Source organism: Amycolatopsis granulosa (genome assembly GCF_011758745.1).
Taxonomy (GTDB): Bacteria; Actinomycetota; Actinomycetes; order Mycobacteriales; family Pseudonocardiaceae; genus Amycolatopsis_E; species Amycolatopsis_E granulosa.
Window position 1 is genome coordinate 3,119,179 of record NZ_JAANOV010000001.1, and the last position, 25,294, is coordinate 3,144,472.

General features: G+C 71.2%; 24 protein-coding genes and 1 tRNA gene. 4 read left to right on the forward strand and 21 right to left on the reverse strand.

What is annotated here, in order from left to right; genetic code table 11:
• Window positions 1–12 precede the first annotated feature (12 nt).
• Together FHX45_RS15190 and FHX45_RS15195 are read left to right on the forward strand one after the other, a co-directional pair.
• A complete protein-coding gene (locus FHX45_RS15190) occupies window positions 13–1,203 on the forward strand; it encodes an arginine deiminase (protein ID WP_167109000.1) in 1,191 nt (396 codons plus the stop codon).
• A gap of 112 nt (window positions 1,204–1,315) precedes the next feature.
• Window positions 1,316–1,867: a ferritin gene (locus FHX45_RS15195; RefSeq protein ID WP_167101672.1), complete on the forward strand. Its 552-nt coding sequence runs from the start codon at window positions 1,316–1,318 to the stop codon at window positions 1,865–1,867.
• Window positions 1,868–1,940: 73 nt separating this feature from the next.
• Here FHX45_RS15195 and FHX45_RS15200 read toward each other — a convergent pair whose 3' ends face one another.
• From FHX45_RS15200 to FHX45_RS15215, 4 genes are all read right to left on the reverse strand, one after another.
• Window positions 1,941–2,774: a hypothetical protein gene (locus FHX45_RS15200; RefSeq protein ID WP_167101675.1), complete on the reverse strand. Its 834-nt coding sequence runs from the start codon at window positions 2,772–2,774 to the stop codon at window positions 1,941–1,943.
• On the reverse strand, window positions 2,771–3,274 hold the full coding sequence (locus tag FHX45_RS15205) for a SigE family RNA polymerase sigma factor (RefSeq protein ID WP_167101678.1): 504 nt from the start codon (window positions 3,272–3,274) through the stop codon (window positions 2,771–2,773). The genes FHX45_RS15200 and FHX45_RS15205 overlap by 4 nt, the downstream gene beginning before the upstream one ends.
• Window positions 3,275–3,427: 153 nt before the next feature.
• Window positions 3,428–3,778, reverse strand: coding sequence for a DUF952 domain-containing protein (locus FHX45_RS15210; protein ID WP_167101681.1), 351 nt, complete (start codon window positions 3,776–3,778; stop codon window positions 3,428–3,430).
• Complete coding sequence (locus FHX45_RS15215) at window positions 3,778–4,653, reverse strand: DUF5926 family protein (protein ID WP_167101684.1); 876 nt, start codon at window positions 4,651–4,653, stop codon at window positions 3,778–3,780. The genes FHX45_RS15210 and FHX45_RS15215 overlap by 1 nt, the downstream gene beginning before the upstream one ends.
• Before the next feature lie 125 nt (window positions 4,654–4,778).
• Here FHX45_RS15215 and FHX45_RS15220 point away from each other — a divergent pair, with 125 nt between their 5' ends.
• On the forward strand, window positions 4,779–5,945 hold the full coding sequence (locus tag FHX45_RS15220) for a cytochrome P450 (RefSeq protein WP_167101687.1): 1,167 nt from the start codon (window positions 4,779–4,781) through the stop codon (window positions 5,943–5,945).
• Here the strand turns inward: FHX45_RS15220 and FHX45_RS15225 are convergent.
• The 12 genes from FHX45_RS15225 to FHX45_RS15280 form a co-directional block, all read right to left on the reverse strand.
• Window positions 5,942–6,814, reverse strand: coding sequence for a DUF4328 domain-containing protein (locus FHX45_RS15225; protein ID WP_167101690.1), 873 nt, complete (start codon window positions 6,812–6,814; stop codon window positions 5,942–5,944). The two genes, FHX45_RS15220 and FHX45_RS15225, sit on opposite strands and share 4 nt — an antisense overlap.
• A gap of 47 nt (window positions 6,815–6,861) precedes the next feature.
• A complete protein-coding gene (locus FHX45_RS15230) occupies window positions 6,862–7,212 on the reverse strand; it encodes a rhodanese-like domain-containing protein (RefSeq protein WP_167101693.1) in 351 nt (116 codons plus the stop codon).
• A 108-nt stretch (window positions 7,213–7,320) separates the two neighbouring features.
• Entirely contained in the window at window positions 7,321–8,931 is a 1,611-nt protein-coding gene (locus FHX45_RS15235) for a sodium:solute symporter family transporter (RefSeq protein WP_167101695.1), read from the reverse strand.
• A complete protein-coding gene (locus tag FHX45_RS15240) occupies window positions 8,928–9,278 on the reverse strand; it encodes a DUF485 domain-containing protein (protein ID WP_167101698.1) in 351 nt (116 codons plus the stop codon). Before FHX45_RS15240 ends, FHX45_RS15235 begins: the two co-directional genes overlap by 4 nt.
• Window positions 9,279–9,555: 277 nt before the next feature.
• Window positions 9,556–11,337, reverse strand: coding sequence for a sodium:solute symporter family transporter (locus FHX45_RS15245; protein ID WP_167101701.1), 1,782 nt, complete (start codon window positions 11,335–11,337; stop codon window positions 9,556–9,558).
• A 43-nt stretch (window positions 11,338–11,380) separates the two neighbouring features.
• Complete coding sequence (locus tag FHX45_RS15250) at window positions 11,381–11,878, reverse strand: hypothetical protein (RefSeq protein WP_167101704.1); 498 nt, start codon at window positions 11,876–11,878, stop codon at window positions 11,381–11,383.
• Window positions 11,875–12,699: a LytR/AlgR family response regulator transcription factor gene (locus FHX45_RS15255; protein WP_167101707.1), complete on the reverse strand. Its 825-nt coding sequence runs from the start codon at window positions 12,697–12,699 to the stop codon at window positions 11,875–11,877. The genes FHX45_RS15250 and FHX45_RS15255 overlap by 4 nt, the downstream gene beginning before the upstream one ends.
• A gap of 96 nt (window positions 12,700–12,795) precedes the next feature.
• Entirely contained in the window at window positions 12,796–13,647 is an 852-nt protein-coding gene (locus FHX45_RS15260) for a S49 family peptidase (RefSeq protein WP_167101710.1), read from the reverse strand.
• Window positions 13,644–14,927: a histidine kinase gene (locus FHX45_RS15265; RefSeq protein WP_167109002.1), complete on the reverse strand. Its 1,284-nt coding sequence runs from the start codon at window positions 14,925–14,927 to the stop codon at window positions 13,644–13,646. The genes FHX45_RS15260 and FHX45_RS15265 overlap by 4 nt, the downstream gene beginning before the upstream one ends.
• 78 nt (window positions 14,928–15,005) lie before the next feature.
• The gene (locus tag FHX45_RS15270; RefSeq protein ID WP_167101713.1) at window positions 15,006–15,857 is read right to left on the reverse strand and encodes an Fpg/Nei family DNA glycosylase; all 852 of its coding nucleotides are present in this window, start codon (window positions 15,855–15,857) and stop codon (window positions 15,006–15,008) included.
• Between the two features lie 2 nt (window positions 15,858–15,859).
• Window positions 15,860–16,300 carry a DUF983 domain-containing protein gene (locus FHX45_RS15275; protein WP_167101716.1) on the reverse strand — a complete coding sequence of 147 codons (441 nt, stop codon included), beginning with the start codon at window positions 16,298–16,300 and terminating at the stop codon, window positions 15,860–15,862.
• Window positions 16,301–16,385: 85 nt separating this feature from the next.
• The gene (locus tag FHX45_RS15280; RefSeq protein WP_167101719.1) at window positions 16,386–17,855 is read right to left on the reverse strand and encodes a sigma-70 family RNA polymerase sigma factor; all 1,470 of its coding nucleotides are present in this window, start codon (window positions 17,853–17,855) and stop codon (window positions 16,386–16,388) included.
• A 216-nt stretch (window positions 17,856–18,071) separates the two neighbouring features.
• Here FHX45_RS15280 and FHX45_RS15285 point away from each other — a divergent pair.
• Window positions 18,072–18,144: transfer RNA gene (locus FHX45_RS15285), tRNA-Gly, on the forward strand.
• A gap of 192 nt (window positions 18,145–18,336) precedes the next feature.
• Here the strand turns inward: FHX45_RS15285 and FHX45_RS15290 are convergent.
• From FHX45_RS15290 to FHX45_RS15310, 5 genes are all read right to left on the reverse strand, one after another.
• Complete coding sequence (locus FHX45_RS15290; protein ID WP_208407098.1) at window positions 18,337–20,664, reverse strand: translocation/assembly module TamB domain-containing protein; 2,328 nt, start codon at window positions 20,662–20,664, stop codon at window positions 18,337–18,339.
• A 70-nt stretch (window positions 20,665–20,734) separates the two neighbouring features.
• On the reverse strand, window positions 20,735–21,508 hold the full coding sequence (locus tag FHX45_RS15295; RefSeq protein WP_167101724.1) for an amino acid ABC transporter ATP-binding protein: 774 nt from the start codon (window positions 21,506–21,508) through the stop codon (window positions 20,735–20,737).
• Window positions 21,508–22,452 (reverse strand): amino acid ABC transporter permease, encoded by a 945-nt coding sequence (locus tag FHX45_RS15300; protein ID WP_167101727.1) that lies wholly within the window; start codon window positions 22,450–22,452, stop codon window positions 21,508–21,510. The genes FHX45_RS15295 and FHX45_RS15300 overlap by 1 nt, the downstream gene beginning before the upstream one ends.
• Window positions 22,452–23,390: an ABC transporter substrate-binding protein gene (locus FHX45_RS15305; RefSeq protein WP_341771472.1), complete on the reverse strand. Its 939-nt coding sequence runs from the start codon at window positions 23,388–23,390 to the stop codon at window positions 22,452–22,454. The genes FHX45_RS15300 and FHX45_RS15305 overlap by 1 nt, the downstream gene beginning before the upstream one ends.
• A gap of 133 nt (window positions 23,391–23,523) precedes the next feature.
• Window positions 23,524–24,942: a M20/M25/M40 family metallo-hydrolase gene (locus tag FHX45_RS15310; protein ID WP_341771473.1), complete on the reverse strand. Its 1,419-nt coding sequence runs from the start codon at window positions 24,940–24,942 to the stop codon at window positions 23,524–23,526.
• Between the last annotated feature and the right edge of the window lie 352 nt (window positions 24,943–25,294).

Genomic DNA, 25,294 nt, shown 5'->3' on the forward strand with positions numbered 1-25,294 from the left:
GAAACCCCCAGGGTGGACAGCGAGGTCGGCCCACTGCGTACCGTCCTGCTGCACCGGCCGGGCAACGAACTCACCAGGCTCACCCCGCGCAACAACGACAAGCTGCTGTTCGACTCGATCCCGTGGGTCGGCCGGGCCCAGGAGGAGCACGACGCGTTCGCCGAGGTGCTGCGCGGGCGCGGCGTCGAGGTGCTCCTGCTGGCGGACGTCCTGCGGGAGGCGCTGGCCGATCCGCGTGCGCACGCCGCCGGGGTGCTCGCGGCGGTGGACGACCGGCGGCTGGGCGAGGACCTGGGGGACGCGCTGCGCGCGCACCTGTCCGGTGTGGACCCGGTGACGCTCGCCGAGGTGCTGATGGCCGGGCTGACGTTCGAAGAGCTGCCCGCCGCGGCGGGCGCGTCGCTGGTCCGCAAGATCCACCACCCGCACGACTTCGCCGTCGACCCGCTGCCGAACCTGTTGTTCACCCGTGATTCCTCGGTCTGGATCGCCGACCGGGTGGCGATCTCGTCACTGGCCATGCCGGCCCGGCGGCGGGAGACCGCCCTGCTCGACCTCGTCTACGCCTACCACCCGCGCTTCTCGCACGCCTCGCGCGCGTACGGGGCGCACTCCGCGCCGGTCGAGGGCGGGGACGTGCTGCTGCTCGCGCCGGGGGTGCTGGCCGTCGGCATCGGGGAACGCACCACCGCCGCCGGTGCGGAGTCGCTGGCCCGGTCGTTGTTCGCCGACGACATCGCGCACACCGTGCTCGCGGTGCCGATCGCGCAGGCCCGCGCCACGATGCACCTGGACACCGTCTGCACCATGGTCGCCCCGGACGCGGTGGTGATGTACCCGCTGGCGCGGGACGAGTTGGTGGCCTTCACCCTGCGCCCGGACGGGGACGGTTCGCTGCGTGTGAGCGGCCCGGAGCCGTTCCTGCACGCCGCGGCGGCGGCGATGGGCATCGAAAAGCTGCGCGTGATCGACACCGGCCTGGACCCGGTGACCGCGGAACGCGAGCAGTGGGACGACGGCAACAACACCCTGGCGCTCGCGCCCGGCGTGGTGGTGGGCTACGAGCGCAACGTGGAGACCAACGCGCGGCTGGCCGACGCCGGTATCGAGGTGCTGGCCATCGCCGGTTCGGAGCTGGGATCCGGGCGGGGTGGACCGCGCTGCATGTCGTGCCCGGTGGTCCGAGATCCCATTCAGGAATAAGGAAAGGCTAACCTGAATGAGTATTTCCTCATCTCGGTAAGGCTATCCAAACGAAGCGGGAATCACCAGGGTTCCGCGCATGATGATCATCGAAATGGCCTATTCTGGGGTCATGGCGATGCTGAAGAAGGAACCGCGCTCGAAGTTCTACGAGCTCCTGCAGCAGCAGGTGCAGAACGAGTTCAACGCGTCCCAGCAGTACCTGGCGCTGGCGGTCTGGTTCGACGACGCGGACCTGCCCCAGCTGGCCCGGCACTTCTACCGCCAGGCGGTGGAGGAGCGCAACCACGCGCTCGCGATCGTGCAGTACATGATGGACACCGACCACCACGTGGAGATCCCGCCGACCCGCGAGGTGCGCAACGACTTCGCCGACCCGGTCGAGCTGGTCGAGCTCGCGCTGGAGCAGGAGAAGGAGGTCACGGCCGACTTCCGCACCCTGGTCAAGGCCGCCCGCGCCGAGGACGACTACCTGGGCGAGCAGTTCCTCCAGTGGTTCCTCAAGGAACAGGTGGAGGAGGTGTCGCAGATGTCCACGCTCCTCACGGTGATCAAGCGCGCCGCCGGGAACATGTTCGAGGTGGAGAACTGGCTGGCCCGCGAGTCCGTGGGCGACGCCGGCGGCGACCCGGACATGCCGCCGGTCGCCGGAGGCGCACTGTAAGAACGCCAGTAGGACCGCCATACCGTGCAGCGCGTACGGAGCCCGGGCCCGAGCGGCCCGGGCTCTTCGCGTGTCAGCAGTCCGGTGAGCCGACCAGTTCCCAGTTCACGACGGTCCCGCCGGAACCGACGGAGAACCGGTATTCACCGCCCGATCTGGTGGTGGTGCGGTAATCGCCCCCGTCGCCCGTCAAATCGGGATAGGCGGCCTGCAATTCCGCCACCGTGGAACCGGTGCCGATGTTTTCCGGAGTGCGTGCACCCGTCGCGGTGAACACCACCACTCCCCCGTCCGGTGAAATGGTCACCGACGCGATGTTCGCGGTGCCCTCGGTGAGCGGGTAGGTGACGCACCCGGTCGGCGGGGTGTCGTCGTGGGCCAGCATTCCGGTTGCCTTGGCCTCGTCGAAGCTCATGCCGAGCCGCAGCTTTCCGTAACCCACGGGTCCGAGCACGGCGGGGGCTGGCGCCGGGCGGCTCGTCGTCCGGCTGGTGCTCGGCGGCGGTGGCGGCCGCGTCGTGATGACCGGCGGCCGGGCCGGCGGGCTCGTCGCCGGTGGCAGGGCCGGCGGCGGGGTCGGGGGCGGCGTGACCTCCGGGAACGACGGCGGCACCACGACCGGCCCCGGCCCCGTCCCCGGCACCGTCGTCGTCGGGACGGGCGGGACGACCGGCGGCGGGGCCGCCTGCTGCGTGCCCGGTTCCTGCCTGGCCACGGTGAGCCCGCCGGCGACCAGGGCGGCCGCGGTGAGCACCCCGGCGGAGGCGGCCAGCGCGGTGCGCCGCCGTCGGCGACGGCGGGCGCCGGCCACGATGGCGTTCCCGGCCCCGGCGGCGGGCGGGATGTCGAGCCGCTCGTCGTCGAACAGCCGCCGCAACTCGGCACCCAGCTCGTCGTCGGGGTTCACCAGTCGTCCCTCCCCCCGGACATCGAGCCGATCTTGGTCCGCAGTGTCGCGATGGCCTTGCTGGCCTGGCTCTTCACCGTGCCCGTGCTGACGCCCAGCGCGGCGGCGATCTCGGCCTCGGACAGGCCCTCGTAGTAGCGGAGCACGATGACGGCGCGCTGGCGCGGTGGCAGTTCGCGCAGCGCCTGCCACAGCGGTTCGTGCTCGAACGGGTCCACCGGGTCGGCGGTGCGCTGCTCGGGCGGATCGGCGACCAGACTCTCCCGCTTCAGCCGGCGCCACCGGCTGATGTGCGCGTTGGCCATGGCGCGGCGGACGTAGGCCAGCGGATCGGCCGTCTTGCGCCGCACGTGGCTCCAGCGGGAGCCGATCTTCTCCAGCACCGTCTGCACGAGGTCGGCGGCGTCGTGCGGGTTGCCGGTGAGGGCGTGACCGTAGCGGAGCAGCCCGGGCAGGCTGGCCTGCACGAACTCACCGAAGTCCGCCAGCTCGTCGCTCACCGCCGACTCCCTCCCCGCCGCGCGAACACCTCCCCAGGTGATGCCCGCGCAACAGAGCCCACCGTATCGCCTCCCGCGACGCAGAGTGCAGCCCCGCCACCGGGTCCAGGCACGACCACACCCGCGGCTGACCGCCCCGGAAAGGGGGACGCGTCAGGCGGGACCGCGTTGCGCGAGGCTGTCCGGGAGGCGGAACCGGCCGTCCGCGCCGGGCGGGAACGGGTGCACGGCCACCACCGCCTCCGCCGGGATGCGGCCGTACACGTGGGGGAACAGCACGCCGTCCGGGTGGGGCGGGTCACCCTCCTCCCAGCGCAGCGGGACGTCCAGCCGGGACGGGTCGATCTCCAGCAGCACCAGGTCGCGGCGACCGGTGAACCGGGCGTTCGCCGGGATCACCACCGTGCCCGGGTCGGCGCAGTGGATGAAGCCGGCCGTGTCCAGGGACGGGGCGCGGTAGTCCGCGCCCGTCCACTCGCTCGCGGCGCAGATGTGCAGGATCACTACCGCAGCGTCAGCTGGCGGCCGACGAGCCCGTCACGTGCGCGGCGCTCGGCCGGGGTCAGCGGTTCGTCCGCGACGGACTTCAGCGCCTCGTCCAGGCGGGCGCCCAGCTGCTCGGCCGGCTCGGCCCACTCGCGGGCGTGCGCCTCGGGGTCGAGGTCCCACACCGGCACCAGCAGACCGTGCGCCCGGAAGGACCCGGCGTACCGGGAGCCCTCGCCCAGCGACAGTTCACCGGCCGCGGACAGCCGGGCCAGCGCCTGCATCAGGCGGCCCTCCGGCTCGCGCCGCACCCAGCGCAGGTGCGCCTTCTCCCCGGCCAGGACCCAGTACGAACCGGTGCCGAGGCGCTCGGTCGGCATGATCGCCTCGTTGGCCCGCTCCAGCGACACCTTGACCTCGCCGCTGGGGTCGGTGTCCTCGGGCAGCCACCAGTCGAAGTTGGTGTGCATCGTGACGTCCAGCTCCGCATCCGCCACCAGCAGGTCCTGCAGGCGCTCACCCTCCTGGGGCGCGCTCGTGGTGTCCGGCACCGGCAGCACGTCACCGGGCTCGGCCGTCAGCGCCCAGCGGACCGCGCGGCCCAGGTCGCGGCTGATGTCACTGGACCGGGTCTGCACCTGGAGCCCGACGAACACCTCGCCGTCGGTGCGCACGAACGCGGCCGCGGCCATCGGCAGCACGGTCGCCAGCGTGATCCTCCGCTCGCCCGCGTCCACAAGGGACAGCGGTGCGGTGGCCGACGGCACGAACTCGCGCAGCGCGATCAGCTCCGGTTCCGCGGCCAGCCCCTCGAACGGCTGCGCCACGAACACGTCCCGGATCTTCGGTGCCTTGTCCTTCTTCGGACCCCGCTTGCGCGCACCCTTGCCCATGTCGCCTCCTCGAACGCCAGGCCGCAGACGCTACCGAACCGGGCACACCCCCAGGGAGCGGGGACTGGTTCTGTTTCCCGCACCGCCACGCAAGCCAGGTCTGCAACAAGTCTTAGGCTCGGACCGTGTTCGATCCTGGTGACCCCGCGTTCCTCGACGATCCGTACCCGGAGTTCGCCCGACTGCGTGCGCAGGCCCCGGTGCACCAGCACGACGGCCTGGGCCTGGCGATCGCGGTGTCGCACGCGGCGGCCTCGGCGGTGCTGCGGCACCGCGGGCTGGGCCGGATCTGGACCGACGCGAGCCCGGCCGAGCAGTTCGTGTCGTTCAACCTCCTGCACCGCAACTCCTTGCTGGAGAACGAACCCCCGGTGCACACCCGCCTGCGCCGGTCGATCTCGTCGGCGTTCGGGCGCGGGCACGTGGAGCGGCTGCGGCCGACGGTCGCGAAGCTCGCCGACGAGCTGGTCACCGGCCTGGTGAACGACATCGCCGCGCACGGCTCGGCGGACCTGCTCGAGGCGCTCGCCCAGCCGCTGCCGGTCGCGGTGATCTCCGAACTGCTCGACGTCCCGGAGGCCGACCGCCCGCGGCTGGTCCCGTGGTCGAACGCGATCGTGAAGATGTACGAGTACGGCCTGCCCGAGTCCGGCCGGGTGGCGGCCGAGCACGCGGCGACCGAGTTCGTGGCGTTCCTGCGCGAACTGGCCGGACGGCGCCGGCGGGAACCGGGCGCGGACCTGATCACCGACCTGCTGCACGCCGACCTCAGCGAGGACGAGGTGGTGGCGACCGCCGTGCTGCTGCTGATGGCCGGTCACGAGGCGACGGTCAACGTGATCGGCAACGGGGTCCGGGCGCTGTTGCGGCACCCGGACCAGTGGCACCGGCTGCGCGAGGACCCCGGCCTGATGCCGACCGCGGTCGAGGAGCTGATCCGGTTCGACGCGCCGCTCCAGTTGTTCGAGCGCACCGCGACCGAGGACGTCGAGATCGCCGGGTTCCGGGTGGCCCGCGGCGAGAAGATCGCCGCGCTGCTCGGCGCGGCGGCCCGCGACCCCGAGGTGTTCGCCGACCCGGACACGCTCGACGTCGGCCGCACCGAAGGGACGCACCTGGGCTTCGGCGCCGGGATCCACTATTGCATCGGTGCGCCGCTGGCGCGGATCGAGATCGGCGCCGCGCTGTCGGCGCTGGTTCGGCGGCTGCCGGAGCTGCGGCTGGCCGCGGAGCCGCGGCGGCGGCCCGAGTTCGTGATCCGCGGGCTGCGTAACCTGCCGGTGACGGCCTAACGAGCGGCGCCGGCCGGACGGGCCGGGCGCAGCGACGGCGCGGGCGCGCCCTTGACCGACCGCACCTGCCACCGGCGCAACCGGTCGGTGCGGGCCGGGGCGAGCAGGGTCGTCAGGCGGTAGACCAGCACCGCGGTCAGCGCGGCGAGCCCGGCGGCCGAGACGTTCAGCAACCCGGTGAGCAGCACGCTGTCCGCCATCGCCTGGACGCCGTCCTTGAACCGCCACCCGATGACCAGCAGCATCAGCACCTCGTTCGCGATCCAGGCCGCCCACCAGGCGAGCACCACCCGGGACGGGCGGGGACGCCGCACGGGCGCGCGGCCGAGGACGAGGTGCTCCAGTTCGGCGAGGATCGACCCGGCCATCACCAGGTTCACCCCCGGCACCAGGACTCCCGCGACCACCTCGCCCGTGGAGCGGGCCGGCTCCTGCCCGGCGGCCTCCGCGGCGGCGGCGCGTGCGATGAGCAGCCACCACAGCGTCGCGCCGAGGCCGAGCAGGCCGAACACGACGGTCAGCAGCGACGCGATGATCTCCAGCGCATCGGAGAACGCCACGGTCGCCGCGTGCAGCGCGGTGGTGCGGCTGGCCACGAGCAGGGCGTAGCGCCAGAACTCGGCGCCCGCCGCGACGACCGCGAGACCGGTGAGGAACCACAGGATCGTGACCGCGTTGCGGTGCAGCACCCGCACGCGCTCGACCGGGCTGGGCCAGCCGGACGGCGTGCCGGGCACGGCCGTCGGGACGCGCCAGGCCAGGTGCGGAAAGCCCCATCGCGGCGGCACGGGGTACGACGGCGGGCCGTCGTACCGCTCGGCCGGCCGGACCGGTCGTGGCGGGATCGCCCCCGGCGGCGAGCTGGCCACCCAGCGGACGCGCGGGCGGTGGGGCCTGGGGGTCGGGTGCACGGCGACTACAGGACCTGCGGCGGCCCGTCGTGCTCGCCGACGACCGGGCGGCCTTCGGTCTCCCACGACTTCATGCCGCCGGCCACGTTGATCGCGTCCCAGCCGCTCGCGTTGAGCCACGCCGTGGCCCGCGCCGAGCGGCCACCGGTGCGGCACACCACGTAGAGCGGTTTGTCGTCGGGCAGCTGGGCCAGTTCGTCGGTGCGCGCAGGCAGCTCGCCGAGCGGGATGTGCACCGCGCCCGGGGCGTGGCCGGCGTCCCACTCGTCCTGCTCGCGCACGTCGAGCAGCACCAGCCCGTCGGCGGGCAGCTCGGACACGGATGCGGTCGGAATGTCACCTGGGTGCACGTTCACATCCTGACACGCGCCCGCATGAACTGCACGTGAGCCCGAGAAAGGGCCACCCCCGGCGCCGGAGGTGGCCCTTCTCGCAAGCAGCCCGGACCGCTCAGCGCGGCAGGCTCAGTGCGCGCTCGCCTTCTCGGCGTGGGCGCCGGTGAGCGAACGGACCTCCATTTCGGCGTACTTCTCGTCGTTGCGTTCCCTGGACAGGACCGTGCCGAGGAAACCGAGCAGGAACGACGCCGGGATGGACACCAGGCCCGGGTTCTCCAGGGGGAACCAGTGGAAGTCCACACCCTTGATCATCGGCTTCGCGCCACCGGACACGGCGGGCGAGAAGACGATCAGCACGATCGTGATGACCAGCCCGCCGTGCATGCTCCACAGCGCGCCCGCGGTGTTGAAGCGCTTCCAGAACAGCGAGTACAGCAGGGTCGGCAGGTTCGCCGAGGCCGCCACCGCGAAGGCCAGCGCGACCAGGAAGGCCACGTTCTGGTTCTTCGCGAGAATCCCGCCGACGATGGCCAGCGCACCGATCACCAGCGCGGTGATGCGGGCCACCCGCACCTCGGCGTGCTTGCTGTCCACCCGGCCCTTCTTGATCACGTTGGCGTACACGTCGTGCGCGAAGGACGCCGACGCGGTGATGGTCAGGCCGGCGACGACCGCGAGGATCGTGGCGAACGCGACCGCGGAGATGAACCCGAGCAGCACCGGGCCGCCCAGTTCGAGCGCCAGCAGCGGGGCCGCCGAGTTCGTCGTGCCGGGCGCCTTGCTGATCTTCTCCGGCCCGACCAGCGCGCCCGCACCGTAGCCGAGCACCAGCGTGAACAGGTAGAAGATGCCGATCAGGACGATCGCCCAGACGACGGACTTCCGGGCGTCCTTGGCCGTCGGCACCGTGTAGAAGCGCATCAGCACGTGCGGCAGACCGGCGGTGCCCAGCACCAGCGCGATGCCCAGGGACAGGAAGTCGAGCTTGCTGGTCCCGGTCTTGCCGTACTGCTTGCCCGGGTCGAGCAGCGCCGCACCGGTCTTGCCGCCCTTGTCCACGGCACCCTGGAGGAGGTGCGAGAAGTTGAACCCGAACTTGCCGAGCACCCACAGGGTCATCGCCAGCGCGCCGAGGACCAGCAGCACCGCCTTGATGATCTGCACCCAGGTGGTGCCCTTCATGCCGCCGATCAGCACGTACACGATCATCAGCACGCCGACGACCGCGATCACCAGGTTCTGGCCCCACTCGCCGGTGATGCCGAGCAGCAGGTTCACCAGTCCACCGGCACCCGCCATCTGCGCGAGCAGGTAGAAGAACGACACCGCGAGCGTGGACACCGCCGCGGCCGCCCGGATCGGCCGCTGCCGCATGCGGAACGCCACCACGTCGCCGAGGGTGAACTTGCCGGTGTTGCGCAGCAGCTCGGCGACCAGCAGCAGCGCGACCAGCCACGCGACGAGGAACCCGATGGAGTAGAGGAACCCGTCGTAGCCGTTGACCGCGATCGCACCCGCGATGCCGAGGAACGACGCCGCGGACAGGTAGTCGCCGGAGATCGCGATGCCGTTCTGCGGGCCGGTGAACGAGCGGCCGGCCGCGTAGTAGTCGGAGGCGGTCCGCGTGTTGCGGCTGGCCCGGAACACGATCACGAGCGTGATCGCCACGAAGATCGCGAAGATGATGATGTTCAGCGTCGGGTTGCTGCCCTCGACGCCGGCCGCCAGTGCCGTCACCGGGCGCCTCCTTCGATCTCGCCGCGGATCTTGTCGGCGACCGGGTCGAGCCTGCGGTTGGCGTACCGCACGTAGAGGCCGGTGATGAGGAACGTCGACACGAACTGCAGCAGACCGATGAGCAGACCGACGTTGAAGTTGCCGACCAGCTTCGCCGACATGAAGCCGTGGGCGTAGTCGGCGAGCAGGACGTAGACGAGGTACCAGACGAGGAAGAGGACGGTCATCGGGAAGACGAAGGTCCGCAACCTCTTGCGGAGCAAGGCGAACTCGGGGCTCGCCTGCACCTTCTGCCAGGTGTCACCCGGACCCGTCTCGTCGACGAGGTCCTGGTCGCTGGTGCTCACGGGACAACCTCCCTGTCCATGATCACTACCTCTTCCGATGTGTGGTGCGGGTAGATCTTGCCGTGAAACGTGAGGCTTGTTGTTAATCCTTTTGGATGAATGATCTTACGGAGAGTTGAAGATCTTACGCCGGTTTAACGAGGGAATGTCCAGTTCTTGGCCGACCAAAGAGGAACAGCTCGCGGAATAGGCCAACCGAAGGTAAAGAGAACCGCCGAAAAGGCCAAACTCGTGGGTGACGTGGCACCACCCGGGTGGGCACCTGCCGGAGCACCAGCTACTTGCGGTGCCTGCCCCGGCCCATCCGCACCCGCTCCTCCGCCTGCCCGAACCGCGCGACGGCGCGGTCCCGCATGAAGCCCAGCCGGTCCGGGGCGTGCAGGCGCAACATGATCGGGTTGACGTCCGCCGGTTTGCCGTTCGGCGTGGCGAGGCTGACCAGGATCGTCACGACGAACGCCACCGGCACGGTGATCAGCGCCGGCTGGTCGGCGAACCACGGCACCGGGTCGCCGGTGAAGCGGCTCACCATCTCGACGGCCAGCGCACCGAGCACCAGACCACCGCCGATGATCATCCCGGCCATCGCGCCCGGCCAGGTCAGCCCGCGCCACCACACGCCGAGCAGCAGCAGGGGCGAGAACGTCGACGCGGCGAGCGCGAACGACATCCCGACGCTCAGCGACAGGTCGTTCGGCCGCAGCACCAGCGCGAGCGCGAACGGAACCAGCCCGACCACCCCGGCGGCGATGCGGAAGTCCAGCACCCGGCCCTTCGACAGGTCCGTGGACACCACCCCGGCGAGGCTCACCAGCAGCCCCGACGACGTGGACAGGAACGCCGCGAACGCCCCGGCCAGCACGACCGCGCCGAGCACCTGCCCGGCCACCCCCGGCACCATCGCCGACGGCAGCCGCAGCACCGCCGCGTCGGTCTGGCCGGTCACCAGCAGCTCCGGCACGTACATCCGGGACAACGCACCGAGGATGATCGGGAACAGGTAGAACAACCCGAGCAGCAACAGGACGTGCAGCGTGGTCCGGCGCGCCGCCCGGCCGTCCGGGTTGGTGTAGAAGCGGACCAGCACGTGCGGCAGCCCCATCGTGCCGAGGAACGTCGCGAAGATCAGCGAGTACGTCTGGAGCAGGTCCGCGAGGCCACCCGACCCGGGCCGCAGCCAGTCGCTGTTGGCGGCCTTCGCGTCGCTGACCGTCGGCACCGGCGTGCCCGCCGGGAACCGCACCCGCGTGCCCTGGCTCAGCCGCTGCGCCGAACCCTGCACCCAGATCTCCGCGTGCTCGGCCGCCGCGCCCGCGGGCCGCACCGCGACCTGCGTCAGCGTACCGACCTCGAACGTGACGTCGGTGCGGATGTCCACAGTGGTCTCGGCGCCGAACACCGGCGGCGCGGGCGAGCCGAGCGAGCCCGCCGGGCCGGGGTTGCCGCCGGCGAGGAACACCCCGCACAACGCGAACGCCGGCAGCGCGATCGCGAACAGCTTGAGCCAGTACTGGAACGCCTGCACCACGGTGATCGCCCGCATACCGCCGGCGATGACGTTGATGCCGACCAGCGCGAACACCGTGACCGCGCCGACCCAGCCGGGCACCGACAGCACGGTCGTCAGGGCCAGCCCGGCGCCCTGCAACTGCGGGACCATGTAGAGGATCCCGATGAACACCACGAAGAACGTGCCGCACCGGCGCAACGCGACCGACCCGAGCCGCGCCTCCAGGAAATCCGGCAACGTGTAGGCACCCGAGCGGCGCAACGGCGCCGCCACGAACAACATCAGCGCCAGGTAGCCCGCGGCGAAACCGATCGGGAACCACAACCCGTCGGCGCCCTCCTTGAGGATGATCCCCGCGATGCCGAGGAACGACGCGGCCGACAGGTACTCACCGGAGATCGCGGCCGCGTTGCGGCGCGAACGAACCGTGCGGCGGGCGACCAGGAAGTCGTGCGTGGTGTTGGCGAACCGGGACGAGCGGTGACCCAGGTAGAAGGTCAGCGCGGCGACGGTCGCGATGCCGCTCAGCGCCCACGGGTTCAACTGCACGATCCGGATTGTCCCCTGCTCCGCGACCGGGCCGGCATGCCGGTCACGACTCGATCATGTCCACGAAGTCCCGCTCGTGCCGCTCGGCCAGCTGGTTGTAGACCAGGCCCGCGAGCAGCAGCAACGGGAACGGCAGCAGCCCCAGCAACAGCCACGCCAGCGGCACCCCGACCACGCGCAGCGCGGCGAAGCCCGGCCACACGTAGAAGGCGACCGGCAGCGCGCCGAGCACCACCAGCACCAGCACGCTCAGCCCGATCGCGGTCCGCAGCTGGTGCTTGACCAGGTCGCGGATCAGCACCTCGCCCCAGCTGGTCTGCTGCTCCAGCTCCAGGCGCGCTCGCAGCGTCGGCGTGCTCCGCCGCGACCGGGGATCGGCCAGCACGACCCGCTGGCGCTTCGGCGGCTTCGCCGGCTCGGACGCCGGCTCCGGCGGCGGCACCGCCGGGACCGGCTCCACCGACGCCGGCTGGTAGCTCTTGCCCAGCGTCGGATCCGGTTCCCGCACCCCGTCGACGCGGCCGTAGAAGTCCTCGGTCATCGACCACCCGTGAGGCGGTCCTTGAGCTCACGGGTGTGCCGCCGGGAGACCGGGAGCAGCTTCTCCTCGTTGCCGATCACGACCTGGTAGCCACCCTGACCCATGCGCAGCTCGGTGATCAGGTTCAGCGCGACGAGGAACGACCGGTGGATCCGCACGAACCCGGCCTTCTCCCAGCGTTCCTCGAGCTGGGTCAGCGGGATGCGGACCAGGTGACTGCTGCCGTCCTTGGTGAACAGGCGCGCGTAGTCGCCCTGCGCCTCGACCCAGCGCACCGACGAGCGCGGCACCAGCTTCGTGGTCCCGGCGAGCTCGACCGGGATCACCTCGTCGTCGTCGGGCGCGGCGGGCGCGGCGGCACCCGGACCCGGCGGCGCGACCGTCTTCAGCTTCTCCAGGACCCGGTCGACCGCCCGGTCCAGCCGGTGCTGGTTGCACGGCTTCAGCAGGTAGTCGACGGCACCCAGGTCGAACGCGTTGACGGCCTCGTGGGCGTGCCCGGTGACGAACACCAGCACCGGCGCGGGGTTGAGCGCCGAGAACACGCGCGCCATCTCCATCCCGGACAGCCCGGGCATCTGCAGGTCGGCGAACACCGCGTCGATCGCGGGCAATCCCCGGTCCTTGCGCTCACGCAGCTCCGGATCGTCCGACGCGAGCAGGCGCAGCGCCTCCGCCGCGTCCACCGCCTTGAACACCCGGCCGATGTGCGGGTTGTTCCGCAGCGTGTCGACCAGCAGGTTCAACCCGTGCGGCTCGTCGTCCACGGCCAGGACGAGGAGTCTTCTGGTGTCTTGTTGCGCACTCACAGTGACTCGCATCCTGCCCACTGCCGGGTGCGATGTCCATACCGCGAATGAATGTTGAACCGGGCCCGGCCGGCGGTGCGAGTTGCCCGCGGGACGACGCGCAAGGCCTCAAATCCCGTAGCGGGACCAGGCCACGCGTTGTGCGACCGCGTCCAGGAGCGCGTGGGCGGCCGCCGGTGCGCCGAGGCCCAGCCGCGCGAGCAGCGGCTTCTTCGGCTCGGCGATGGTGATCTCGGCGTCCGGGTAGCGCTGCTCGACGATCTCCCGCAGGTTGCCGATCCCGTCGACCAGGCCGAGGTCGACGGCCTTCGCGCCGAGCCACACGTCACCGGAGAACAGCTCCTCGGTGTCGGTCAGCCGGCCACCGCGGCGTTCCCGCACCCAGTCCACGAACATCTCGTGCAGCTGGGCGTGCATCTTCTTCAGCCACTCGACGTCCTCCGGCTTCTCCGGGGCGAAGGGGTCGAGCCGCTTCTTGTTCTCCCCCGCCGTGTGCACGCGCCGCTCGATGCCGAACCGCTCCAGTAGACCGGTGAACCCGAAGCCGCCGCTGATCACCCCGATCGAGCCGACCATCGACGTGCGGTGGGCGTAGATCTCGTCCGCCGCGCAGGCCAGCCAGTAGCCGCCGGACGCCGCGACGTCCTCGCAGAACGCCAGCACCGGCACGCCCGGCTTCTTCGCCGCCAGCTGGCGGATGCGCTCGGCGACCAGCCCGGACTGGGTCGGCGCACCCCCCGGCGAGTTGATCAGCAACGCGACCGCCTTGAGCCGGTCGTGGTCGAACGCCCGGGTCAGCGCCGATTCGACGGCCGCGAGGTTGATGGTGCCGCGGGCCAGCGGCGAGGGCGTCGGCGTGATCACCCCGTGCAGCTTGACGACCGCCACCACGTCCTTGCGGTCGCCCCGGTCGCCGATGCGCGGGATCCTGCTGGTCAGCCTGTCGGTCACGCTGGTCATGGCGCCAGGTTACGGACTCCCTCGGATTTGTGCAGACGGCCGTTGCGGGCCGGCTCGGGCGGAGCACCGGCGTAGTCCGGCAGGTCGGTGCGCACGCCGGGCGCGAACTTCGGCACCCGCAGCGTCACCTTCATCCCCGCGCCGGGGGCGGTCTCCACCATCAGCGCGTACTCGTCGCCGAACAGCTGCCGCATCCGCGCGTTGATGTTGCCCAGTCCCACGTGCGCGCCGGTGCGGTGCGAGTTGCGGAGATCGGCCAGCCGCGCCGGGTCCATGCCGATGCCGTCGTCCTCGACGCTGATCAACGCCTCGGTGCCGTGGTCGGAGGCGATCACGGTGACCATGCCGCCGGTGGGCTTGTTCGCCAGTCCGTGCTGGACCGCGTTCTCCACCAGGGGCTGGATGATCAGGAACGGCACCACGACCGACAGCACCTCGGGCGCGATCTTCAACCGCACCTCGAGGCGGCCGCCGAAGCGGGCCCGCTCGATCGTGAGGTAGCGGTCGATGTTGCGCAGCTCGTCGGCGAGCGTGGTGAACATGCCGGAGGTGCGGAACGAGTAGCGCGTGAAATCGGCGAACTCCTGCAGCAGCTCACGCGCCTCCTCCGGGTCCGTGCGGATCAGCGCGGAAATGGTGTTGAGCGCGTTGTAGATGAAGTGCGGGGAGATCTGCGCGCGCAACGCCTTGATCTCGGCCTGCTGCAGCTGGTGCTTGGACTCCTCGAAGCGGGCCAGCTCGAACTGGGTGGTGACGAACTGGGCGACCGCGTCGGCCATCTGGATCAGGCGCTTGCCGGTGCTGCGGCCGACCACGATCAGCGCGGCCTCGACCTCCTCCTCGACGAGCAGCGGCACGATCACCGCGGTCTTCATCTTGCAGGTGCCGCGGTGGTCGCACGGGACGTCGTCGTGCGACACGACCTCGCGGCGCGCCTTGCGGATCGACAACGTCACCGCGTCGGCCAGGTCGAGGTAGTGGTCGTTCGCCTCGCCGTCCCAGGAGACCAGCGTGCCTTCGTTGTCGGTGATGCCGACGGCGACGCACTTGAGCAGTTCGAGCAACTGCGAGGTGATCCGGTCCGCACTGGCCTGGTCGAAGCCCTCCCGGAGGTCCGGCGTGGCCCGGGACATGTGGTAGACGGCCTCGAGCACCGCGTCCTCGATCGAGCTGCTCGGCTTCCGCGTGCGCGCGAGGACCACGATCAGGACGATCAGCAGAACACCCGCGACGCTCCACGGGATGATTTGCGAGATCGGCAGATCGGACACGGCGTCAATGCTCTGTGCTCATGACGCGGCGTGCAAGCACTTGATCGCACTTTCTGTGGTGGCGTCGCCACCCGGTGGGGTGATCCACTACTTCAGCAGCCGGGACAGGCGCCGGTCCGCCAGCGGTTTGCCGCCCGTCTGACACGTCGGGCAGTACTGGAAGGACTTGTCGGCGAAGGACACCTCCCGCACGGTGTCCCCGCACACCGGGCACGGCAGGCCGGTCCGCGCGTGCACCCGCAGACCCGACCGCTTCTCGCCCTTGAGGCGCGCCGCGTCCTGGCCCACGGACCGCTCGACCGCGCCGGTCAGGATCTCGTGCATCGCGGCGGCCAGGCGGTCCAGCGCATCGTCGGACAGCTTGCCCGCGGTGGCGAACGGCGACAGCCGCGCGGCGTGCAGGATCTCGTCGGAGTAGGCGTTGCCGATCCCGGCGATCACCGACTGGTCGGTGAGCACCCACTTGAGCCGCTCGGTCCGGCCCGCGAGCAGTCCGGCGAGCGCTTCCCGGTGCAGCTCCAGCGCGTCCGGGCCGAGCCGCGCGATGCTCGGCACCTCGTGCGGGTCACGCACCACCCACACCGCCAGACCCTTCTTCGTGCCCGCCTCGGTCAGGTCGAAACCGCGGTCCCCGAAGTGGACGCGCAACGCGATCGGCCCCTTGCCCGGCTTCGGCGGCGCGGGCGAGAGGTTGTCCGCCCAGCGGAGCCAGCCCGCGCGGGCCAGGTGCACCACCAGGTGCAGGCCGTCGCAGTCGAGGTCGAGGTGCTTGCCGAACCGGCCCGCGCCGGTCACCTCGCGCCCGTGCAGGTCGGTGTAGGGCGGGTCGAACGTCTTCAGCACGGCCAGCGAGGCCACGTCGACCCGGCTGACCAACCGTCCCACCGCGTGTTCACGCAGGTGGTACGCCAGTGCTTCGACCTCGGGCAGCTCGGGCATGGTTACTCCATCGGCCGCAGCGGGCCCTCGAAGTCCGGGCCCGACTCCCGCTGGATCGTCTTGGCGAGCCTGGTCAGCTCACCCCGCACCCGGAACATGCCGGAAATGATCCCGACCCAGCGCTCCGGCGGGGGATCACCGGTGATGCCGCCGTCGGTCTCCGCGACGACCGTCCACGGCCGGTTCAGCACCCAGCGCAGCGGGAAGAACACCGCGATCAGCAACAACCCGTAGATCACCCACGGCGGCACCACCACGGTGTCGGGCAGCCAGGCGACCAGGATGACGGCCAGGAGGATGCACACGGCGAGCATCGCGATGCCCGAGGTGTGGCTGCCGGAGATGTCCCGCTCGAAGTCCTCGGCGGTTGCCGGGCGGCGCCATTCCATCTGCGCCCGGACGACCCAGTCGCGGCCGTCGCTTCCCCGCACCACGCGGTTCATCTGTCGCTGCCTCCCGCCATGGTCGTACGCCCGACCAACCGTAGCGTGGGTTCCGGGGGCCACGCGAGGCGCGGACGAAGATCAACTACTTGGATGACCCCTTGCCGGGCGGGTTCCCCGGCGGCTCGGACTGCGTCAGCCACCACGCCGACGACCACGACGGCGGCCCGGCCGACTCGGCCTGCGTCGGCTTGTCCTTGTCCCCGCTCTTGCCCCCGCCCTTGTCACGGCCCTTGCCCTTGCCCGGCTTGTCGGGGGACGGGGGCTGCGTGGACGAGTACGGCGTCTCGTCCGTGGCCGGCAGGTCGTCCCGCGCGCTGCCGGTCGGCGAGGACTGCGCCGGCGGCGCATCCGCATCCGCGCGGCCGCCCACCGCGCCCGTCTGCTCACCGCCCGGCGACTGCTGCTGTTGTTGCGCGGGCGGCTGCACCGGCGCCACCTGCTTGGCCGGTGAGGCCCCGTCCCGGGGAACCTGCCCCGGGCGAGCCGGCGCGCCGGGATAGGACAGCGTGACGTCGTCCGGCGCGATCAGCACCTGCGGCGGCGGGCTCAGCCGTTGATCCGGCTCCGCGATCCGCAGCTCAACCCCGCCCTGCGCGGGCAGCCCCACCGGATGCGACTCGTCCACCACCGCCGGGCCCACCGCGAACCCGACCACACCCGCGGCCGTGGTCGACACCAGCGCCACCCCGACCTTGAGCTTCGACACCAGCATCGTCTTCAGCGTGGTGAGCGCACCGGACGCCCCGCCGGCACCACCGGCCACCGCCACCGACGCCGGCGCCAGCATCGCCACCGCACCCGCGTGCGCCCGCAGCGACGAGCACACGTCACGCAGCTCGGCGTGCATCGCCCGGCACGACGCGCAACCCAGCAGGTGCCCGCGGACCCGGCTCGCCTCCGCACCGGTGACACTGCCCGCCGTGTAACCCCCGAGCTTCTCGATCACCCCGCGGCAACTCACGTCCGAAGTCCGGTTCACCGCCAGGTGCGCCTGCAGGTACGCCGCCCGCAGACCCTGCCGCGCCCGCCGCGCCAGCGCCGCCGTCGCGTTCGCGCTCAACCCGAAATGCGGCGCCACCACCGCCGGCTGCTCACCCTCGACCTCGGTCTGCCACAACACCGTCCGCCACCGCTCCGGCAGGCTCGTGAACGCGGTGGTGATCAACGTGTGCTCGGCCGTGCGCGCATGCGCGTCCGTGCCGGCGCCCGCCCGCGAGGTCAGCTCGTCGTCGGTGACCGGCACATCCCGGCGTGCCCCGTGCCACTCCCACGTCACCCGGCGCGCCACCGTCAACAGGTAGGCGCGCACATGCTCCTTCGGGCCCTTCCCACGGCGCAACGCCTGCAACACGCGGAAAAACGTCTCGGCCGTGATGTCCTCGGCCTCGGACGCATCGGCGGCCAGGCTCCGGGCCAGCCTGCGGACGGCGGAGGCGTGCAGCTCGAACAGCTCACGGAACGCGGCGTCCTCACCGGCCCGCAGCCGGCTCAGCAGAACCTGCTCGTCCGCCGATGAAGAACGCTGTTCCGGCACCGCCGCCTCGTCCGACATGCGGCCAGCCACCTCCTCCCCCGTGGGATTAACCCGTTCGGTTGAATGGAGTCACCATACGGAGCGAAACGCTCGCCGTCACCCCTCGTGCTCCGGGAGTGACCGGCTTCCCTCCGGCAGGCGATACCCACCCAAGATCACCCCCACACCACCACCCCGTCAACCCGGCGGACCAGACCGGTATAGACTGTCCCTCGCACCGGTGAACCGGAGCACGCGGACGTAGCGCAGCTGGTAGCGCATCACCTTGCCAAGGTGAGGGTCGCGGGTTCGAATCCCGTCGTCCGCTCGCAGCTGGCCGACCCCTGCTCGCGGAGTGCGCTCGCCTGGGCTGCTCGCCATCGTTCCGGGGGTCGAACCCCCGGACCCCCGCCAGGGAGGGCCTCGCCCCCCCTGGACCCCCCTCGCGGTGCCGGTTGCGTTGTCGGGTTGCCTGTCGATGTTGAGCTGCTCGCGGAGAGCGCTCGCCTGGGGATGAGGGTCAGGTGTCTCGGCGGATCATTCGGCCGGCGCCGGCGGCTACCGTGGTGGCCAGGATCCAGCCCATCGCGGTGAAGCCGTTGCTCACCCACTTGTCCATATCGTGCATGTACCAGCGGCCCTTGTTGCCGAAATCCACGATCGGCACCAGGAGATCCGCGGTGTAGAGCACCGGGTTCCACTCCAGGCCCGTCTCCTGCTGATCAACCGCACAACGGGGGCCGCTCACCATGTACCGCACCGGGTCCTTCACACACGAATCAGTGCCCAGACCGAAATAGACGCTGCCCGCGGCCAGCAGCGCGATCAACCACGCCAGCGCCCGCACCGGGCGGTAACCGTAGCCGACCATCCACCGCTGCAACCAGCTCCACAAGCGCACCCCGGGGCCCAGCACCCGGTAACCCCGGGCGAGGGCCTCGTACCGGTACTGCTGCTTCTTGAACAACACCGTCGACGCGTGCTCCTCGTTGCCGCTGTTGCGCAGCATCGCGGCCAGCTGGTCGTACGGGCCCGGCCGGTAGCCCGCCATCGCGGTGCGCAGCCGCTCGATGCGGTCCCGCACCGCCGCGTCGTCCTTCATGTCGATCGGCTGTTTCAGCACGTCGTAGCGGAAGTCCTCGAGCTCGATACCGCCCTCGGCCCGCCAGAAGTGCTCGTTGTCCGCCAGCGTCTGGCAGTGCGCGTGCCGCATCACGATGGCGCCCGCGGCCGGCTGGGCGAGGTTGAGCAGGAACTCGTCCGCCCCCACGTCACTCACGTCGAGCGCCACCGCGTGCTTGTTCAGCGCGCCCAGCACGGCGCCGGTGAAATCGATCCGGCGCCCCGCCGCCGCGCCGTCCATGTTCACGCCGCCCGCGGCGTGGAACGGCTGCTCACCGGCGCTGGTGAGGGTGATGTCGCGGCCCACCTTCACGGTGCGCAGGTCGACCGAGAAACTGGTCCGGTTGCGCACCGCGGGCTCTGTCACGTCGGTGCCGTAGAGGTAGACGCTGCCGCCCACCTCCACACCCTGCAACCGCAGGGTGCCCTCGATCGTCGCCTCGTGCAGGTGCAGGTTGCCCGCCACCCTCATCCGCCGGGCGGACAGCACGTCCCGCTCCGCGTGCCGCAGCCGCACCCGCCCGGCCAGCACGTTCCCGCGCACCGTCACATCGGCCATGCGCATCTGACCGGACGGGATCTCCAGGCCGGTCGCCTCCAGATCGCTGCCGATCTGTGAGCCGTCCAGGTGCAGCGCCCGGTCGTAGTACGGCTCGACCGCGCCGCGCGGCACGGTGATGCGCGCCCGCGCCAGCCGCAACGTGCCACCGATGCGCGCGTTGATCATGCGCACCGTCCCGACCGCGGTCAGCCCGTCGGACAGCTCGACGTTGCCATCGACCTGCCAGCGATCGCCGACCAGCGCCGGCCACGGATCGACGTAGGGGTCGCTGGACTTCCACGCCTCCAGGACGATCCGGCCCTGCTGCTCGCTGGTCAGCTCGGCGGCGCGCAGCACCACGTCGCCGTTGACACGGATGCTCGGCAGGTGCAGCACGCCGTGCGTGGAAAACGCTTGCCGCATGCTCGCGGCACCGTAGTTGTCCACCTCGCACAGCAGGCTGCCGCCGATGTGGGCGCCGTTCCCGTCGAGCGCGAACCCGTCCGGGTTGCGCAGCCGCGCGCCGGAGAAGTTGACGTTGCCGCCGGTGCGCATGCCCGGCAGCCGGACCTCGCCCTCGGCCTGCATCCGGTAGGCCAGCAGCGCCCCGGCGATGATCAGCCGGTCGGCCTGGATCGCGCGGCCCTGCGGGTGGTCCACCGCGGTGCGGGTCAGCACGACCGAGCCCTCCACGACGGCGTCGGTCAGGTTGATCGCCGCATCCGGCACCCCGCGCTCGCGGGTATCGCCGCGCTGCACGGCCGTCTCGCCGTCGTCACTGCCCGGCAGGACCTGCACGACGCAGCGGATGAGCCGGACGTCGTTGCGGCTGCGCAGGTTGCGGGCCTTGAGACCGGGCAGCCAGCAGCGGCGGAAGACCAGGCCGAGGATCTTGGCCTCCCGCACGTCCGGCGGATGCTCGAAGCGGCAGTTCTCGAAGCGGAACAGGCAGTCCAGGTCCGCGCCGCGCAGGTCGAGACGACCGGTGATGTAAGCGTTTTCCAACGCGACGATCGGCGCGTTGGAAGCCTGCCGGCGGAACCGCAGCAGCCCACCGCTGCCCGGCTCGAGCAGCGGTTTCAGCAGCTCCTCGGCCGCGACGTGGTAGCGCCGGTCCGGCACCCCCCGGAAGGGATCCAGGGCCGGCACGTCCCGCTCCCCGTGTCCCGGCTGGCCACCCACCATCCGCGTCCCCCTCCCCGCGACGATCGCCACACCTGCTCCGACGATCCTCGCGGGTGAGGGGTTCCCGCCGCTACTGCTCGGGCTTGAGGACCCGCGCCAGGAAGGCGCGGGTGCGCTCGTGCCGGGGGTCCCCGATCACCTGCTCCGGCGAACCCTGCTCGACGACGACACCGTCGTCCATGAACAGCACCTTGTCGGCCACCTCGCGGGCGAACTGCATCTCGTGCGTCACCACGATCATGGTCATGCCGTCCCGCGCCAGCTGCCGCATCACGCCCAGCACGTCGCCGACCAGTTCCGGGTCCAGCGCCGATGTCGGCTCGTCGAACAGCATCAGCCGGGGCTGCATCGCGAGCGCACGGGCGATCGCGACCCGCTGCTGCTGGCCGCCGGAGAGCTGCGCGGGGTAGGAGCTCTCCTTGTCCGCGAGGCCCACCCGGTCGAGCAGTTCGCGGGCCCGCTCACGCGCGGCCTGCTTGCTCTCCCGCCGCACCTGCACCGGCGCCTCCATGACGTTCTCCAGCGCCGTCATGTGCGGGAACAGGTTGAAGCGCTGGAACACCATGCCGATGTTGCGGCGCTGCTGGGCGATCTCGCTGTCGCGCAGCTCGTACAGCCGCTCGCCGCGCTGCCGGTAGCCGACCAGCTCGCCGTCGACGTAGAGCCGGCCGGCGTTGACCTTCTCCAGGTGGTTGATGCACCGCAGCAGCGTCGACTTGCCCGAGCCGGACGGGCCGATGAGGCAGGCGACCTCCCGCTCGTGCACCTCGAAGTCGATGCCCCGGAGCACCTCGAGCCGGCCGAACCGCTTGTGGATGCCCTGCGCCTGGACCACCGGGGTCATCACGCCACACCTCCCCCGACACCGCCGCCACCGCCCTGGCCATACCGGAACCCGAGCATGCGGCTCGTCCACTTCGTGCGCTCGCCCACCTGCCGGGAAGTCCCGCGGGCGAACCGCCGCTCGATCTGCATCTGCACCAGCGTCAGGATCGTGGTCATGAACAGGTACCACAGCGCGGCCGTGATCAACAGCGGCGCGATCCGGTAGTTCTGCGCGTAGATCTGCTGCGCCGACGTCATCAGCTCGAAGTACCCGATGACCACGACCAGCGAGGTGGTCTTGAGCATCGCGATGGTCTCGTTGCCGGTCGGCGGGATGATCACCCGCATCGCCTGCGGCAGGATGATCCGCCGCAGCGTCTTGGTCCGCGACATGCCGAGAGCACTGGCGGCCTCCAGCTGGCCGGCGTCGACCGACAGGATGCCGCCGCGCACGATCTCGGCCATGTAGGCGGCCTCGTTCAGGCCCAGGCCCAGCAGGGCCGCGGTGAACGGCGAGATCAGCGAGTTGGTGTCCCAGCTGACGAACTCCGGCCCGAACGGGACCCCGAGGCCGAGCCGCGGGTAGAACAGCGCGAGGAAGTTCCAGAACACCAGCTGCGTGATCAGCGGCGTGCCGCGGAACAACCAGATGTAGGTTCCCGCCGCACCCGCCGCGAGCGGGTTCGGCGACAACCGCATCACCGCGAGCACGACCCCGCCGACCACCCCGATCACCATCGAGATGACGGTGAGGATCAGGGTGTTCTGCAGGCCGCGCAGGATCCGGTCGTCGAACAGGTAGTCACCGACGACGCTCCACTGCATGTTCGCGTTGGTGACGACACTGCGGATGACGATGGCCGCCAGGAGCAGGATGATCACACCCGCGATCCACCGGCCGTAGTGGCGGACCGGAACGGCGCGGATGTCCTCCGACTGGGTGGCTTGACGTGTCTCGGTCATCAGCTGGCCGGGTTCAGCTCCGCCTTCGTGAGCGCCCCGCTCGGGTTCAGGCCCCACTTGGCCAGGATCTTGGCGTAGGTGCCGTCGTCGATGAGGGCCTGCACGGCGCCCTGGACGGCCTCGGCGTAGGTGCCCTGGCCCTTCTTGAGCGCGATGCCGTAGGGCGCGGCGTCGTAGGGCTGGCCGACGGTCTCGACCGCGCCGCCGGTCTGCTTGATCGCGTAGTCGACGACCGGGGAGTCGGCGAGCATCGCCTGGCTGCGCCTGGTCTGGACCTGCAGGTTCACGTCGGTCTGCGCCTGGAACTGCTGCACGTTGATCGCCGGCTTGCCGGCCGCGGTGCACTGCTGGGAGCGGGCCGCCAGGTCGTCGACCTGCACGGTGCCCTGCTGGACGGCGATGTTCTTGCCGCACAGGTCGTCCAGCGAGATGTGCTCCGGGTTGCCCTTCGGCACGCCCAGCGAGGTACCCGCCCGGTAGTACGACACCATGTCCACGGTCTGCAGGCGCTCGGGGTTGACCGTGAACGAGGACATCGCCAGCTCGTACTGGCCCGAGGCGAGGCCGGCGAGGATGCCGGAGAACGCGGCGTTCTGGTACTCCATGGTCAGGCCGAGCTTCTGCCCGACGGCGTTACCCAGGTCGACGTCGAAGCCGACGACCTTGCCCTGCGCGTCGACGAACTCGTTGGGCGCGTAGCTCTGGTCCTGACCCACGATTATCTTGCCGTCGGCCGCTATGGCCTGCGGGACCTTGGCGGCCAGCGCCGGGTCCTTCGCCACCGCCGGGATCTGCTCGGACTGGGTCGCCCCCGTCCCGCCGGCCGGCTGCGAGGTGCCTCCGGAGCCGGTGCCACCCGCACCGCACGCCATGGTCAGCCCGGCCAGGGCGAAGGCGGGCAGCAGGGCCAGCGCCTTGATGTGTGTTGCACGAGCCACGGAGCTACTCCTCGTCACTCTAAGTAGGTCTTACCGTTGAGCTCTCGCATCCTGCCATTCGAAAGGAGTACGCGCAGCATCGGAAGGGTCACGTCTGGACTTCGCGGCTCGCCCCGGCCCGGGCCGTGCGGATTCACCCGCGGGCGTGAGCGTCCAGCATGTGCGCGACGGCCTCGGTGAGCCGCTGCGCCTGGGGCAGGTGCAGCCACTCGTCCGGGACGTGCGCGTTCGAGTCCGGGCCGAGCGCCCCGGTGACCAGGAACTGGGCCTCCGGGTACTTCTCGCCGAGCAGGCCCATGAACGGGATCGACCCGCCGAGCCCGACGCTGCGCCACGGCGCACCGAAGACGTGGTCGCTCACCTCCTCCAGCGCGGTTGCCAGCCACGGTGAGGCGTCCGGTGCGTTCCAGCCGTCCGCGGCCTCGACCCCGGACAGCTCGACCGCCGCGCCGTACGGCACGTCCGAGGTCAGCGCCTTCTCGATCGCGGCGAGCGCGGCCGCCGAGTCGGCCGTCGGCGGCAGCCGGAAGCTCAGCGCCAGCGTCGTCGACTCGCGCAGGACGTTGCCCGCGTTCGCCGGCTCCGGCAGGCCCGCCGCGCCGATCACCGACAGCGTGGGCCGCCACGACTGGTTCAGCAGCAGCTCCAGCTCGTCGTCGGAGACCGGCCGCATGCCGGGCACCAGCGGGAACGACCCCTTGGTCGCCCCGGGTGCCACCGCGACCGTCGCCGCGGCCTCCGCGCGCCGGTTCGGCGGGATGTCGACGTGCAGTTCGGCGAGCTTGATCTCGCCCGTCGCGGAGTCCTCGACGCGGTCCAGCAGCTGCCGCAGGACGCGGAACGAGCTCGGCACGACACCGCTGGCCAGCCCGGAGTGCGCGGCCGTCTCCAGCACGCGCACCGTGACGTGCACCTGGGCCAGCCCGCGCAGGCTGGTCGTCAGCCACAGCCGGTCGTAGTCGTTGCCACCGGAGTCCAGGCACACCACGAACGTCACGCGGCCCAGCCGATCCGACAGGTGCTCCAGGTAGAGCGGCAGGTCGGGGCTGCCCGACTCCTCGCCGGTCTCCAGCAGGACCACCGACCGCGCGTGGGCGCCACCGGCGGCGTGCACCGCCTCCAGCGCGGCGGTCGCCGCGTATCCCGCGTAGCCGTCGTCGGCCGAACCGCGGCCGTAGAGCCGGTCGCCGCGGACCACCGGGGTCCACGGGCCGAGCCCGTCGGCCCAGCCGCCGACCGGGGGCTGCTTGTCGAGGTGGCCGTAGAGCAGCACCGTGCCGCGGTCCTCCGCGCCGGGTGTGGCCGGGACGTCGACCAGCAGCACCGGGCTGCGGCCGTCCAGCTGGACGACGTCGATGGTGGCGCCGGGCAGGTTCCGCCCGGTGATCCAGTTCTGCACGTGCCGCACGGCGGCGGCGAGGTGCCCGGTGGTGGCCCATTCGGGGTCGAACGCCTGCGACAGGGCGGGGATCTCCACCAGGCCGGACAGGCTCGGCAGCACCTCGTCGGCCCAGAGGCGCCGGACGGTTTCACGCACGGTTGTTTGCTCCACGCGGCCATTCTGCCCCAGCTGGAGCACGCCCTCCCGCGTCGTCGCGGTACCAGCCTCACGACACCCGCCACGCACCACCCCCTGTGATGCAGTTCACTTTCGAACACGCTCGGCGACCGGCTCGTCGCGGTGCGGTCGCCACCCCGCGCGCCGCGGCTGGTGAGGGCGTGCGCGACAGCCCGAATGTCGGTGCGGCCAGTATCGGGCTTCCTAACGTTTACGCAGCTCAGGCACGCCTTCCGCGGCAACAAATCGGGCCTGGACCTGCACCGGGACCCCCTGTTCGTGTCAGGATGTTCCTCGTAAGCCGTCACGGCCGACGGCTGCCGAGCGCTTCGGACCCGAAACGTCG